Annotated in this window: 15 protein-coding genes; 11 read left to right on the top strand and 4 right to left on the bottom strand. The window is 71.8% G+C overall.

What is annotated here, in order from left to right; translation table 11 throughout:
- Positions 1-137: 137 nt before the first annotated feature.
- The 6 genes from N5I75_RS32490 (at position 138) to N5I75_RS32515 (ending at position 6,486) form a co-directional block, all read left to right on the top strand.
- Positions 138-419 carry a hypothetical protein gene (locus tag N5I75_RS32490; protein WP_476683517.1) on the top strand — a complete coding sequence of 94 codons (282 nt, stop codon included), beginning with the start codon at positions 138-140 and terminating at the stop codon, positions 417-419.
- The gene (locus N5I75_RS32495) at positions 419-2,707 is read left to right on the top strand and encodes a heavy metal translocating P-type ATPase (protein ID WP_476683518.1); all 2,289 of its coding nucleotides are present in this window, start codon (positions 419-421) and stop codon (positions 2,705-2,707) included. The genes N5I75_RS32490 and N5I75_RS32495 overlap by 1 nt, the downstream gene beginning before the upstream one ends.
- Complete coding sequence (locus N5I75_RS32500; RefSeq protein ID WP_476683520.1) at positions 2,704-3,225, top strand: copper chaperone PCu(A)C; 522 nt, start codon at positions 2,704-2,706, stop codon at positions 3,223-3,225. Before N5I75_RS32495 ends, N5I75_RS32500 begins: the two co-directional genes overlap by 4 nt.
- Before the next feature lie 346 nt (positions 3,226-3,571).
- Positions 3,572-4,612 carry an ABC transporter substrate-binding protein gene (locus N5I75_RS32505; RefSeq protein WP_476683522.1) on the top strand — a complete coding sequence of 347 codons (1,041 nt, stop codon included), beginning with the start codon at positions 3,572-3,574 and terminating at the stop codon, positions 4,610-4,612.
- A gap of 270 nt (positions 4,613-4,882) precedes the next feature.
- A complete protein-coding gene (locus N5I75_RS32510) occupies positions 4,883-5,644 on the top strand; it encodes a FecCD family ABC transporter permease (protein ID WP_476683524.1) in 762 nt (253 codons plus the stop codon).
- 5 nt (positions 5,645-5,649) lie between these two features.
- Positions 5,650-6,486, top strand: coding sequence for an ABC transporter ATP-binding protein (locus N5I75_RS32515; protein ID WP_476683526.1), 837 nt, complete (start codon positions 5,650-5,652; stop codon positions 6,484-6,486).
- Here the strand turns inward: N5I75_RS32515 and N5I75_RS32520 are convergent.
- Positions 6,463-6,870 (bottom strand): four-helix bundle copper-binding protein, encoded by a 408-nt coding sequence (locus N5I75_RS32520; RefSeq protein ID WP_476683528.1) that lies wholly within the window; start codon positions 6,868-6,870, stop codon positions 6,463-6,465. The two genes, N5I75_RS32515 and N5I75_RS32520, sit on opposite strands and share 24 nt — an antisense overlap.
- A gap of 497 nt (positions 6,871-7,367) precedes the next feature.
- A complete protein-coding gene (locus N5I75_RS32525; RefSeq protein ID WP_476683530.1) occupies positions 7,368-7,583 on the bottom strand; it encodes a heavy-metal-associated domain-containing protein in 216 nt (71 codons plus the stop codon).
- A 331-nt stretch (positions 7,584-7,914) separates the two neighbouring features.
- Between N5I75_RS32525 and N5I75_RS32530 the strand changes: the two genes are divergently transcribed.
- Entirely contained in the window at positions 7,915-8,544 is a 630-nt protein-coding gene (locus N5I75_RS32530) for a DJ-1/PfpI family protein (protein WP_476683532.1), read from the top strand.
- Positions 8,545-8,616: 72 nt separating this feature from the next.
- On the opposite strand, the gene N5I75_RS32535 is transcribed toward N5I75_RS32530, so the two are convergent.
- Positions 8,617-9,210 (bottom strand): sigma-70 family RNA polymerase sigma factor, encoded by a 594-nt coding sequence (locus N5I75_RS32535; RefSeq protein WP_476683534.1) that lies wholly within the window; start codon positions 9,208-9,210, stop codon positions 8,617-8,619.
- 208 nt (positions 9,211-9,418) lie between these two features.
- Positions 9,419-10,129 (bottom strand): hypothetical protein, encoded by a 711-nt coding sequence (locus N5I75_RS32540; protein WP_476683536.1) that lies wholly within the window; start codon positions 10,127-10,129, stop codon positions 9,419-9,421.
- Between the two features lie 127 nt (positions 10,130-10,256).
- Here N5I75_RS32540 and N5I75_RS32545 point away from each other — a divergent pair, with 127 nt between their 5' ends.
- The 4 genes from N5I75_RS32545 to N5I75_RS32560 all read left to right on the top strand — a co-directional run bounded on the left by N5I75_RS32545 (position 10,257) and on the right by N5I75_RS32560 (position 14,153).
- Positions 10,257-11,027, top strand: a complete 771-nt coding sequence (locus N5I75_RS32545) for a hypothetical protein (protein ID WP_476683538.1) — start codon at positions 10,257-10,259, stop codon at positions 11,025-11,027.
- A 182-nt stretch (positions 11,028-11,209) separates the two neighbouring features.
- The gene (locus N5I75_RS32550) at positions 11,210-11,815 is read left to right on the top strand and encodes a sigma-70 family RNA polymerase sigma factor (protein ID WP_476683539.1); all 606 of its coding nucleotides are present in this window, start codon (positions 11,210-11,212) and stop codon (positions 11,813-11,815) included.
- Positions 11,816-12,012: 197 nt separating this feature from the next.
- Positions 12,013-13,503: a PepSY-associated TM helix domain-containing protein gene (locus N5I75_RS32555; protein WP_476683541.1), complete on the top strand. Its 1,491-nt coding sequence runs from the start codon at positions 12,013-12,015 to the stop codon at positions 13,501-13,503.
- Entirely contained in the window at positions 13,500-14,153 is a 654-nt protein-coding gene (locus N5I75_RS32560) for a DUF5134 domain-containing protein (protein WP_476683543.1), read from the top strand. The genes N5I75_RS32555 and N5I75_RS32560 overlap by 4 nt, the downstream gene beginning before the upstream one ends.
- Positions 14,154-14,203: the final 50 nt, after the last annotated feature.

Here is a 14,203-nt window from a genome sequence, read left to right on the forward strand (position 1 = left end):
CGCGTGCCGCGTGATGAGGCTCACGTAATGAGGCGGGAACTCTTTGTTGCACGTATCCGACTACCGAAAGACACCGTGCGTCACGAGCCCTGTCTCGACGTCGGGGGGAGCGGTGATTGGCACGATCAGGAGAAGCAGTGAGTGAAGTCTCCGGAGGCCAGTGCGCCTCCATGTCGGCGTCCGCCGTCGGCCGGGACGGTCGGCGCTTTCCGGCGCCGCCCGCGCTGCTCGGGTTCGTCCTGTTGCTGGCCGTGATGTTCGGCGTCTCGTACGCGGTGGGACACGCGGTCGGTCCCGTCGCTCCCGGGATGCACGGGTCCAACAGCGGCGGTGGAGGCGGCGGAGACGGTGGTGAGCCGGGCTCGGGTGGCATGGGTGACATGGGCGGCATGGAGATGGATCACGGGAGTGGTGGCTGATGGGTGCCGTGTCTGTGCCGTCCCTGGCCGTCACCGACATCACGGTCGGCGGGATGACGTGTGCCGCGTGTGTGCGGCGCGTCGAGAAGAAGCTGGCCAAGATCGACGGCGTTGCGGCGAGCGTGAATCTCGCGACGGGCAATGCCCGTGTCAGCCACCCGGCCGATGTCGGTCCCGACGAGCTGGTCGCGGCGGTGGAGCAGGCGGGGTACACGGCCCGGCTGCCGAAGGCCGCGGAGGAGGCTGCTGCGACGCCGGACGACGAGCAGAAAGCGGCTGATCGGGCGGAGCGGCAGCGGCTGCTGATCGTCACGTTGCTGGCGGTGCCGGTGCTGGTGCTGTCGATGGTTCCGGCGATGCAGTTCGGGAACTGGCAGTGGCTGTGTTTCATGCTGGCGGCGCCGGTCGCGGTGTGGGGTGCGTGGCCGTTCCACCAGCGGGCGTTGCGTGGGGCGCGGCACGGTGCGGCGACGATGGACACGTTGGTGTCGCTGGGTGTGGTGGCTTCGTTCTCGTGGTCGGTGTACGCGTTGTTCTTCGGCGGCGCCGGCCGGGCCGGGATGCGGATGCCGTTCACGCTGGTGCCGTCGGCCGCGGACGGGGTGGCGCATCTGTATCTGGAGGCGGCGGTCGGTGTGCCGCTGTTCGTGCTGGTGGGCCGGTTCTTGGAGGCGCGGGCGCGGCGCGGGACCGGTGCCGCGCTGCGGTCGCTGGCCCGGCTCGGGGTGAAGGACGTCGCCGTTCGCGAAGGGCGGCGTGAGCGGTTGATCCCGGTGGAGGAGCTGGCTGTCGGGGCAACGTTCCTGGTGCGTCCCGGCGAGCGGGTCGCCACCGACGGTGTGGTGGTGGAGGGCAGTTCGGCGGTCGACCAGGCACTGGTGACCGGCGAGAGCGAACCGGTCGAGGCCGGGCCCGGGGACGCGGTCGTCGGCGGCGCGGTCAACGCGGGCGGACTGCTGGTGGTGCGGGCGTCCGCCGTGGGTGCGGACACTCAACTGGCGCGTATCACGCGGTTGGTGACCGAGGCGCAGGCGGGCAAGGCGCGGGCGCAGCGGCTCGCGGACTCGGTGGCCGGTGTGTTCGTGCCGGTCATTATGGCGCTGGCGGTGACGACGCTGGGTTTCTGGCTCGGCGCGGGCGCCGAGGCGCAGGCAGCGGTCACCGCGTGTGTGGCGGTGCTGGTGGTGGCCTGCCCGTGCGCGCTGGGGCTGGCCACGCCGACCGCGCTGATGGCGGCGACCGGGCGGGGCGCGCAGCTCGGTGTGCTGGTGACCGGGCCGCAGGCGTTGGAGGGCTTGCAGCACGTCGACACCGTCGTACTGGACAAGACCGGCACCCTGACGTCGGGGCACATGAGCGTGGCCCGGGTGACCGCCGTTCCCGACGGCCCCGATGAGAGTGAAGTGCTGCGGCTGGCGGCGGCGGTCGAGGACGCCTCGGAGCATCCGCTGGGCCGGGCGATCACCTTGCACGCCGTACGCGCGCTCGCCGATGAGGTGCTGCCGCAGGTGTCGGATTTCGTGGCGACGCCCGGATTCGGTGTACGCGGCCGGGTGGAGGGGCGGCTCGTCGAGGTGTCCGCCGTCGGCGACGACCTGCCGGAAGCCCTCGGGGACGCTCTGCGTGCCGCCGAGGAAGCGGCGCACACCGCGGTGCGGCTGTCCGTGGACGGCACGGTGGTGGCGCTGTTCGCGGTCGGGGACGTGCTGCGGCCCGGCAGTTACCGTGCCGTGGACCGGTTGCGGCGGCTGGGGGTGCGGCCGGTGCTGGCCACCGGGGGCCGGGAGGCTCCCGCCCGTGCGGTCGCCTCGCAGCTGGCCATCGACGAGGTGCACGCCGCCTGCTCGCCCGAGGACAAGGCCGCCCTAGTCGCCGCGTTGCGCGCCGAGGGGCGCCGGGTCGCGGTCGTCGGGGACGGCGTCAACGACGCCGCCGCCCTCGCCTCGGCCGACCTCGGGATCGCGATGGGCGCCGGCACGGACGTGGCGATCGGCGCCGCCGACGTGACGCTCGTGCGCGGTGAGATCGAGGCGCTCGCCGACGCCGTACGGCTGTCGCGCGCTGCCCTCGGCACGATCCGCGCGAACCTGGTGTGGGCGTTCGGCTACAACGTCGTCACCGTGCCGCTGGCCATGGTGGGTCTGCTGAACCCGATGCTGGCCGCCGCGGCGATGTCGCTCAGCTCGGTCCTCGTCGTCGTCAACAGCCTGCGCCTGCGCACCTGGCAGCCCGCACCCACCGCCGCCCGCCCGCACAAGCCCGGACAGTGGGCGAGGAGCACCTGGTGAACATATTCACGACCTCCCTGTCTGCACGGAGGGCCGGGAGGCTGCGGCAGTCGCTGCTCGCGGCAGCCGCCCCCGTGGCCGCCTGTGTGGTGGCCCTGGGCGGGCTGACCGCGTGGACGTCTCTCGGAAACGCGGGTACGCCGCCCGACCTCGCTGTCACTCGTGCCCGCGTCTTCCTGCCGACCGGAGGCACCCCGGACACGGCCGCCTTCTTCCGCGTCACCAACCAGGGGGATTCCGCGGACGAGTTGACGTCAGTGACCTCCCCCGCGATCGGGCACGGGATCGCTCTGAGCCGACACCGGATGACGCCGGAGGGCGCGGCCTACCGTGACGCCGCCGACCGGCTTCCGGTGCCCGCGCGCGGCACACTGGACATGACTCCGATGTCCAGCGACGTCACCGTGCCCGCCGGCCCGGACTGGCACCTGGGCGACCGGATCTCCTTCGATCTGCATTTCACGCACAGCGGCACGGTGCGCGTGCGGGCGGAAGTCGTGCGGCCCGGATCGCTCTGATCGCGCACATTGCACCGACCTCCCGCAATTCAAGGTAGTCGGCGGGCGGCGCCCCTTGGTTCCCGGCGGGTAAAAGGAGAATCCTCACGAGTGGATGTGCGGGAAAGCGCCTTTCACATGGACTCGTACCGTGCCAGCATCTTTCCTGCGGAGCGCGATGGAATTCGCCTTCCCGAGCGTGCTCCGCACTCCTGTCGGCTGCCCTGATCGCCACACCCCGTCCCGGTGCGGGAGGCAGCCGGCAGGATTTCTTCTTTTCTCCATGGATGGAGGGAACCGGAAAGCTGGACCGCCCGACTACTGCATCGGGGGATCGGACCCTCCCACGGACACCGGAGGAATGCGTATGCCCGTCACCAGACCAGCAGCCGCCGTAGCGGCCGTCATCGCCCTGAGTCTCGCGGTCACGGCGTGCGGCGGATCGGCCGATGACGACACTCCGGGAGCTCGGGCAGGAGCGACCGCCGGGGGCTCCGGCTATCCCGTGAAGATCGAGAACTGCGGCACCACACAGGTCTTCGACAAGGCGCCGAGCAGGGTCGTCGTCATGAACGGCGCCTCCGTCGCCGAGGTCTCGACGCTCCTGGCCCTGGGGCTCGGCGACAAGATCGTGGCGAACCAGCAGTCGTACGGCATGTCCGAGGTGCCCGGTCGCGCCGCGGCGATCAAGAAACTCCCGACCGGGGACGTGAAGCTGAACGACGCCTTCGACATCCCCCGGGAGTCGATGATCGGGCTGCGCCCCGACTTCGTCCTGTCCACCACCTCGTACGGATTCGACGCGAAGAACGGATTCGCGACCCGCGACGAACTCCAGCACGCCGGTGCACGCACCTACATTTCCCCGCAGGGCTGCCACGACGAGAACTCGAAACTCACCATCGAGGACAGTTACCGGCTCCTGCGCGACATGGGCCGCATCTTTCACGTCCCGGACCGTGCGGAGAAGATCATCACCGCCTCACGCAAGCACATCGCCGCCGTCGCGGCGAAGGTGAAGGGCACGAAGAAACCGAAAGTCATGATGCTGTTCACCAACATGACGATGGGCGGCAACGACTTCAGCGCGGTGGTGGCCAAGGGAATCTACAACGACATTCTCGACAAGGCGGGTGCCGTCAATGTCTTCGAGAACGCGTCGAAGACGTCGTTCGCCGATCTCAGCAAGGAGAAGGTGGCGGCCACGGATGTCGACGCGCTCGTCGTCATCGCCTACCAGGACCCGAACCCCGCGGCCTACGCCGAGAAACTGTTCAAGGAGTTCCCCCAGTGGCCGGCCGCGAAGACCAAGACGTACGTGACGGTGTCCGACTCGATCTACCTGAGCCCCGACAACGACCGCGCCGTGGAGAAGATCGCCGAGAAGCTGCACCCGGAAGCCTTCTGACCCCACCGCGTCGGCGGCGCGCATCACTCGCCCTTGTCGCCCTGCCTCTCGTGCTCGTCGCCGTGATGCTGGTCGCCGTCAGCATCGGCGCGGTCAACGTGCCGCTGGGCGAGGTGTGGAGCATCGTCCTGCACCACGTCACCGGCATCGGCGCCCCGCCCCGCGACGGCGCCCTGGACCAGATCGTGTGGACGTTCCGTACCCCGCGCGTCGTGCTCGGCCGCTGTCGCAGGCGCGGGGCTCGCTCTGTCCGGCGCGGTACTCCAGACCGTGGTCGCCAACCCGCTCGCCGACCCGCTCGTACTCGGCTTCTCCTACGGTGCCACCCTCGGCGCGGTCATCGTCATCACCCTGGGCGGGGGAGCGGCCCTGTTCGGGGTGGGGGTGTCGGCCGCCGCGTTCGCCGGCTCGGTCGTCGCGGGCGCGCTGGTCTTCTGGCTGGGACGCAGGCGCGGCCGGATGGCGCCCACCCGGCTGATCCTGGCCGGAGTGGCGGTCGGCTACGTGTTCCTGTCGGCCACCAGCTACGTACAGCTCCAGGCCACCCCCACCGAACTGCGCACCGTGATGTTCTGGATGCTCGGCAGCGTGGCCGGCGCCCAGTGGCACCAACTGCCCGCCGTCACCACCGTCGTCATCGGCTGCACCGTCCTGCTCACCCTCTTCGGCCGCAAGCTCAACGTGCTCCTTGCCGGAGACGAGACCGCGACCTCACTCGGCACCGACGTCAACCGGCTCCGCACGATCCTGCTCCTGCTCAGCGCCCTGCTCACCGGCTCGGTGATCGCCGTCGCGGGCGGCATCGGCTTCGTCGGCCTGATGATCCCCCACCTGGTACGGCTCACCACCGGCGCCGACCACCGCCGGCTATTGCCGCTGTCCGCCCTGCTCGGAGCGGTCTACCTCGTCCTCGTCGACCTGCTCTCGCGCACCCTGAACCGGCCGAGCGAACTCCCCCTCGGCATCCTCACCGCCCTCCTGGGCGCCCCCTTCTTCCTGTGGCTGCTGCGCCGCAACAAGGGTCTGGACTGACACCCATGCGCCTCACCGTCGACCGGCTCCACATCACCCTCGACCGCCACCCCATCCTCAATGGCGTCGACCTCCACGCCCGGCCCGGCGACCTCGTCGGACTCGTCGGCCCCAACGGCAGCGGCAAGTCCACCCTCCTGCGGGCCGTCTACCGCTCCCTCAGGCCGGCCGACGGCGCGGTCCGGGTCGGCGACGACGACATCTGGGAACTCAGCCCGCGCGCAGCCGCGTTGCGCACCGCCGCCGTCCTCCAGGACGCAACCGGCGGCAGCGGCGGCCTCACGGTGATCGAGACCGTCGCCCTGGGACGCGCACCCCACCACGGCCTCCTGGGACGCGACGGGCCCCAGGACCAGCAGGCGGTCGAGGACGCCGTGGACCGCTGCGGAGTCCGGCACCTGGTGCACCGCGACTACGCCTCGCTGTCCGGCGGCGAGCGCCAACGCGTTCTGCTGGCGCGGGCCCTGGCCCAGGAGCCCCGTCTGCTCGTCCTGGACGAGCTGACCAACCACCTCGACATCCGCGCCCGGTTCGAGCTGCTGCACCTGATCCGGGCCACCGGCACCACGACACTCGCCGTCCTGCACGACCTCGACCTCGCGGCCCGCTTCTGCGACCACCTGGTCGTTCTCGACCAGGGCGACGTCGTCGCGGCCGGGCCGGTCCTCGACGTCCTCACCCCGGCCGTCCTCGCGAAGGTCTTCGGCGTGACCGCCTCCGCGCGACGCGACGAGGACGGTGTGGTGCGGCTGACGTACGCGGCGGACCCGCTGAGCGCGGACGTCCGCGGAGTGAACCAGTGCCAGTCGAGGGGTTGTTCAGCGCGCGAGGGCGGTGAGTAGCGCCTCGCACGCCTCGGCGGCCTCCTGGGCCGTCTCCGAACAGACACGGCAGTGCTCGCGGTGCCCGGCATGCCGGCCACACAGTTCGTGAGCGTCGCGGCAGGCGATGAGACAGACGCCGAGCTGCGCTGTGATCAGCGGTCGTTGCGTGTCGTCCCCGCGTACGAGCAGCCGGGCCATCGTGGCGGTCACGTCGGCGCAGGCGAGGTTCTGGGCGATCGCCTCACGCAGCGCGTCGGCGTCCTTGTCGGCGAGCATGCCCGCCGCGCACGCGCTGCTCGCCCGTTCGCAGTCGGTCAGCGCGGTTGCCGTACGAGCGAGGAGTTCACTGTCGACCGAGAGTCGGCTGCTGATGCTTTCGATGAGGTCCTGAGTCCTGTGCATGGCTCCCCCAAGGTGTGGGAAGGACAGCTTCGACGCTATCGAGGCTACTCCAACGCCCTCTGTTCGCATGGGTGTTGAGGCGGTTGCCCGGCCATCTCCCACCAGGGGTCCCGCCATGCAGACAGACCGGCGCGCCGCTCCCGACGCCTGGCCCTGGGGAGGATCGGGCGACACGAGACCTGTCGCGCCGCCACCGGTGGCGCCAGCGGGTGTTCGCCTGCGGCCTGCCGACAGCCACCACGCTGCTGCTCGTGGGAGCGTACGGATGGCTGGGCTTCCGGCTCGCCGCGGCGACCGGCGCGTGGGCGGGCCTCGCCGCGGGAATGGTGTGCAGCCTGTGTGCAGCCTGGCCCTGCACGTGGTGGTGCGCAGGGCGGCGGAAGGTGCGCCGGCGGGCCGACGCCGGCATCCGGTGAGGCACCGTCACCAGTGAGCCCTCGCCGTCGCCGGTGCCTCCGGGCGTCCGCCGCCGGTGCGCTCCGGTCGAGAGGCGCGGATCAGACGACGGCCGCGGCGCCCGCCTCGTATCCGGCCTCCTCGATGGCGGCGCGCACCTGCGCGTCGTCGAAGGCCGGGCCCGTCACCCGTACCGTGTCGTTCTCCAGATCGACGCTTACGTCGCTGACGCCGGGTACGGCGCTGACCTGTTCGGTGACACCGGCGGCGCAGTGGCCGCAGGTCATGCCGGTGACGCGGTAGTCGGATCGGTTCATGGCGCTACTCCTGGAAACGGGGAGACGTGCGTGCGTCTGTGGGTACGGATGCGGCAGCTCCGGTGTTCAGCCGGATACCGCCGTCTTCCACGAGTCGGACCGCGGCACGTCTTAGTTCCCTCGTGTCGCACGAGTCACTCGTACGGGGATGTCGGACCTGGCCCTGCACATGGCCCAGGACCCGGAGTGGTTACCGGCCATCAATACCGCGCCGGGAACTCGGCCCCGCACGGCCACGACTCCCTCCATGCGCGAACTCCCTGCGCGCACCGGACGCAGACGGTGTCCGCTCGTGGCCGTCTCCCGGCCGGAACCAGCGAAGGAGCTCTCCATGCAGATCGCGATCGTGCTCTATCCGGGCTTCACGGCCATCGACGTCATCGGCCCCTACGACGTACTGGCCCGACTGCCCGACACCGAGAGCGTGTTCGTCGCCGAGGCACCCGGCCCCGTACGCAACGACCTGCGCAGCCTCTCGATCGACGCCGTGGCCGGCCTGGACGACGTGCCGCACCCCGACGTCGTGGTCGTCGGCGGCGGGCCGGGGCAGGCGGACCAGATGTCCGACGGGGCCCTGCACGCCTGGCTGCGGCGCGTCGACGAGAGCGCCGACTGGATGACGTCCGTGTGCACCGGCGCCCTGGTCCTCGCCGCCTCCGGAGTCCTCACCGGCCGCCGGGCGACGACCCATTGGGGCGCTCTAGACCAGCTCACCGGGTTCGGCGTGACCCCGGTACGGGAGCGCGTCGTAGTCGACGGCCACTACGCCACGGGCGCGGGAGCATCGGCGGGCATCGACATGGCCCTGACCCTCGCCGGACTGATCGCCGGTGACGACGCGGCCCAGGCCGTGCAACTCCTCCTTGAGTACGCGCCGCAACCGCCGTACGACGCGGGAACCAGGGAGAGCGCGGGTCCCGACGTCGTAAAGAAGCTGTTCGCGATGTTCCCGCACGAGTGAGCCCGGTCCGCCGGACGGTCTTCCCGCGTCCGGCGTGAGCGGGACGCGGGAAGGAGCCGGTCAGGCGGGTGCTCAGGCGGGTGTGCCGAGGGCCGCGTGCTGTTCGGCGTGGTCCAGCTGCTCGATCAGCGTCGTACGTGCCCGGCTGACACGCGAGCGGACCGTCCCCACCGGGCATCCGGTGAGGGCTGCCACCTCGGCGTAGGGAAGGCCGAGGAGCTGGGTGAGGACGAATGCCTCACGACGCCGGTCGGGCAGGGCGTCCAGCAGCGTGGTGAGGACCACGCCCTCGTCGAAGCCCGGGGCGCAGCGGGGCTGGGCGCGCTCCGCGGTGTCCTGCCAGTCGTCGGTGTCCGACAGGAGCGGCCGGGCCGCCGCACGGCGGAAGCTGTCGACGACCGCCCGGCGGGCGATCGACAGGATCCAGGTCCGGGCCGAGGAGCGCCCCTCGAACCGGTGCAGGCTGCCGAGCGCGCGCAGGAAGGTGTCCTGGGCGAGGTCGTCGGCGAGGTGCGGATCGGTGCACAGGCGGGTGACGTAGCGCAGTACATCGCGGTGCAGGGCCCGGACGAACAGATCGGTGGCGTGCGGTTCGCCACCGCGGGCCGCGAGGGCGAGCTGCGTCGCACAGGCGTCGCGGGAGTCGTGCAGGACAGGAGTGATCACCTGGTGTGCCTCTCTGGGCGGCACCGGGATCGCGTCACGGCGGACAGACCGCGGTCCCGTGCGAGCGAGGCGGCGGGCCCCCGCCGGGCCACGGCGCGGCCTGCGCCGACGGAATGCCGGTGCGGTGAAGGAGGGGAGCGGCCGTAGGAGCTGCGTGCGGCCGCCGCGCGGCGCCGGGGGTGGGGTGGCGCCGGGATGCCGGCTGTCGTCAGGCGACAGCGGGAGGAACCGGCGGTCCCCTTGAGGTGATCGCCCTGGCGAGCAGGAGGCGACGCGGAGCCCGGTCGGAGACCGGACGGGTCGCGGGGACAGGGTGGTCGGGTGCCGCGAGCGTGCACGGCACCGGAAGACGGAGCGGCGCCGCCAGCCAGGACTCGACGGCCCGCAGCGCGTCGAAGGCCACGCGTTCGCCCCTGGCCAGCCATCCGCCGCACAGGGCCGCGGCGAGGAGGTGGGCGGCGAGCATGCCCGCCGAGGACGCGGCACTCATGCCGTGCCCCGGGGCGCCCATGCCGGGCATCGAGTGCAGGGTGGTACTCGTCGTGCCGCTCATCCCGGGCATGGACGGCATGGAGCCGTTCTGCGGGTGAGGTGTCGGCGGAGTCGTGCAGAGCAGGTACGCGAGCCAGCGGCGCGGCAGGGATCCGCCGGCGTCCGGGTGCGCGGCGGCCTGCGCCAGACACAGCGTCACGTGCAGGGCGACCTGGATTCCGACGCAGGCCGTCACCACGGTCCGCCCCGCGCGTTCGAACGCGGACAGTCCCCAGCCGACGACCGCCGTCATGGCCAGTGCCACGAGCAGCGCCCACCACGGGATTCCGGTGCCGGACATGACGACGTGCCCCAGGGCCGCGAGCGTGGCACAGATCGCCGCGAACACCCCGGTCCGCACTGTGCGCGCACACCGTCCAGCAGTCATGGCGGGCTCATGCTCCCACCTCGCTGCCCGGCCTCACGGGGCATTGCCGAAATCACTGAGGCACCACACGTGCCAATGGCCCGCCCCGGTGCCGCCCGGCGCGCGGTGCCAGTGCCAAGATGTGGCTGTGTCCGTCAGCCGGTTGTCCCGCGCGTCCCGCGCCGCGATGTTCGCCGCCGTGTGCGTCGTGCTCGCTGCCGTGGGACACGTATGGATGTCCGGCACGCCGCTGCCGTGGCCCGTACTCGCTTCGGCAGCCGTCGCGACGGCGCTGACCGGCTGGCTCTTCGCCGCCGAGGAGCGCCGACGGCGCACCGTGGTCCTGCTGACGTTGGCGGTGCAGGCGTGCCTGCACGCCGCCTTCACTCTGTCCCAGTCGCTCGCGCACGCCACCACGCCCACCGGCACGTCCTCGGCTGCCACACCTGAGCAGTGGGCTCGCCTGCTGCTGTGCGGCGATCCCACGCCCGAGGCGGCGTCCCGTGCCTACGACTTGGCGGTGCGGACGGGTCTCACCGAGCAGATGCACATGCCGCCCGCGGGACATGGCGGCGGCGCGATGGCGCACGACATGGCCGGGATGGACTCCATGGCCGGCATGCACCACATGGGTGCGATGTCGGGTACGGCGTCGTGGGGGATGCTCGCCGCGCACGTGGCCGCCGCGCTGGTCTGCGGCATCTGGCTGGCGATGGGGGAACGGGCAGCGTTCCGCGTGCTGCGTGCCGTCGCCGACCGGGCGTTCGTACCCCTGCGCCTGGTCCTGGCCCCGTGCCCGGTGGCCCAGGTGCCCGCGCCCGCGCGCCGGACCCTCATCGCCGTCGCGCCGCTGCGTTCGCGGCTCCTCGTCCACACCCTGGCCACCCGAGGCCCCCCTGGGGCGCCCGCTGTCGTCTGACAGCCGGTGCCACGCGCCTGGCGGCTGATCGCAGCCCCGGACGCGCTTTCCGTGCTACGCCGTTCTGTGCGGCCGCACGGCTCACCTCCCGTTTTCCCGTGACACACCCGTGAACTGTCCGGCCCCGCGCCGGCAGTCGCTCACGCGTGCGCCGAGCGGGATCCGAGAAGGGACCTCGGGCAATGACTCCTGCCCCGCCCGCGGTGACCGACGAGTCGGTCACCGCCATCGCCCTCGCCGCCGCGCGCGGCGACGGCCAAGCCCTGGAACACTTCGTGCGCGCGCTTCAGTTGGACGTGCGCCGCTTCGTCACCTATCTGGCGAAGGACGCGCAGGCCGCAGACGACCTCACCCAGGACACGTTCCTGCGCGCCCTGACGAGCCTGCACCGCTTCGAAGGCCGCTCCTCCGCCCGCACCTGGCTGCTGTCCATCGCACGCCGCGTCGTGGCCGACAGTCTGCGCCACGCCGCCGCCCGGCCGCGCATCGCCGACACCACCGACTGGCAAGGCGCGGCCGAGCGCACCCAGCCCAAAGGGCTGCCCGGCTTCGACGACGGCATCGCCGTCATGGAACTCCTCGAAGCCCTGCCCCCGGACCGGTACGAGGCGTTCGTGCTCACGCAACTGCTCGGCCTGTCCTACGCGGAGGCGGCCGTGCTGGCCAGGTGCCCCGTGGGCACAGTGCGCTCGCGTGTCTCACGGGCCCGCGCCCTCCTGACGCGGTCTCTCACCGACGCCGCAGCGCCGACACCCGGTCCCGGCACGCACGAACTCGCCGCCGCCTGAACCAACACGGGCCGGCGCCGCGCCCCGCACACGCCTGCCGCCTGAGCGGAGCGGCGTCAGCCCACCACCACGACTCCTCCGCCCTTGCCGTGACCCCGTTCACGGCAAGGCGCCGGGAACTCGCCCGCCCTCGCGTCCGACCACTACACCGGACCGCCGAAAGCGGTGGACGACGTTCCGTTATAGAAAGGCCCGTTATGGCGGAAAGCCACACAGCACGAGCTGCGACGGACATATCCACAGCAGAACCCGACCCCGACCTCACGTCTCGCGAGGACGACGCGACGGCTCCGGCCACCGAGGCGCGCGCGCGGCCCGGCGCCAAGCCGCCCGTGTCGTGGAGCGGCCTGCGCCCGATCCTGCTCCGGCTCCACTTCTACGCGGGCGTCCTCATCGGCCCGTTCCTGCTCGTGGCCGCGATCACCGGACTGATGTACACCGCGACCCCGCAGATCGAGGCGGTCGTCTACCGCCACGAACTCAAGGTCACCCCGCACGGCACTCCCCAGGCACTGTCCGCCCAGGTGGCGGCGGCGCGCAAGGCGGTCCCCGACGGCACGCTGTTCTCGGTGACCCCGGCCACCGGCCGCACGGACAGCACCCGCGTCGTCTTCGACCGGCCCGGCCTGCCCGACAACTACACCCAGACCGCCTTCGTGAACCCGTACACCAGTGAAGTGCTCGGTCAGGAGCGGACGTTCGCCGGATGGTGGCTTCCGGTCCGATCCTGGGTGGACGGCTTCCACCGGCACCTCAACCTGGGCGAGCCCGGCCGGATCTACAGCGAGATCGCGGCGAGCTGGCTGGGGGTGGAGATCCTCGGCGGACTCGCCCTCTGGCTGACCGCCCCGCGCTCCCGTCAGCGGATCCGGCGGATGGTCATCCCCCAGGGCGGGCCGAAGGGGCGCCGACGCACCATGTCCTGGCACGCCACGGTGGGCGTGTGGGCCTCGGTCGGGCTGCTGGGCCTGTCCGCCACCGGCATGACCTGGTCCGTCCACGCCGGAGCCAGTATCGGCAAGATCCAGTCGGCGCTGGCCGGACCCACGCCGGCGGTCTCCACCACCCTGCCGGGCCACACCACGCACCAGCCCACCGGCTCCGGCGCCAGGGCGAGCGAGGGCGATGTCGGCCTCTACACGGTCGTCGCCTCCGCGCACGCGGCCGGACTGCGCGGCGTCCTCAACGTCAGCCCGCCGACCAAGGACCAGGCCACCTACGTGGTCAAGGAGAACACCCGCAGCTGGCCCGAACGCCACGACACCGTGGCCGTCGACCCCACCACCGGCAAGATCACCGACCGCGCCAACTGGGCCGACTATCCACTGCTGTCGAAGATGACCAGCTGGGGCATCGACGCCCACATGGGCCTGCTGTTCGGCCTCGCCAACCAGATCGTCCTCGCCCTGCTCGCGATCGCCCTGATCGGCATGATCCTGTGGGGCTACCGCATGTGGTGGCTGCGCAGGCCCACCCGCACCGACGGCTTCACCCTCGGCCGCGCCCCCACCCGTGGCACCTGGCGACGCCTGCCCGGCTGGTTCCTCGCCCCGGCCGTCCTGCTGACCGCCGCCATCGGCTACTTCATCCCCCTCTTCGGCCTGCCCCTGCTGGCCTTCATCGTCGTCGACCTGATCGTCGGCGCGCGACGCCGGCGCCGTAACGAGCCCAAGGAGGTGGCCGCGTGATCAACGCGACCGGACTGAGGTGGATCCTCACCGCCCTCTTCGTCCTGCCCGCCTGCTACGCCCTGTGGCTGGCGGCGACGCCGGGACGCCCCGTCGTCAACCGCGTCGGCCACGCCCTGCACGCGGTCATGGGAGCAGCAATGGCCGCGATGGCCTGGCCATGGGGGATGGACCTCCCCGCTGGACCGCAGGTGGTCGTCTTCTCCGCGGGCGCCCTCTGGTTCGCCGGCGCCGCGCTCGCCCGCTCCGCGCGAGCGACGACCCGCACCGCAGCACTGTCAGGCGCCCTGCCCCACGTCGTGATGATGGCCTCCATGGCCTGGATGGCGGCCGTGATGAACGGCTCCGGCATGGCCGGAAGCATGGAAGGCGCGGCCCAGGACATGCCGGGAATGGACATGTCCGGCACCGACGCCACCAGCGCCATGACGCTCTCACAGGCCGGCGACCAGTGGACGGCCGCACTGTTCGCCCTGGTCCTCCTGGTGCTCGGACTGCGCTGGCTGGCCCAGGCGTTCGACGAACAGCGGCTGGCCAGTGCGGCACCTGGCGGGCGCTCGGTCGCGGTCCTCGCGGGCGAAGCCTCCGAGCCCGCCTGCCACGCGGCGATGGCCGTCGGCATGGGGGTGATGTTCGCCCTGCTCGTGTGAGGGCGAAGGGGGCGCGAGGCGCAGCGCGCCTTTCTTTCAGTGAGTCGTCC

This window comes from Streptomyces sp. R818 (assembly GCF_056172735.1).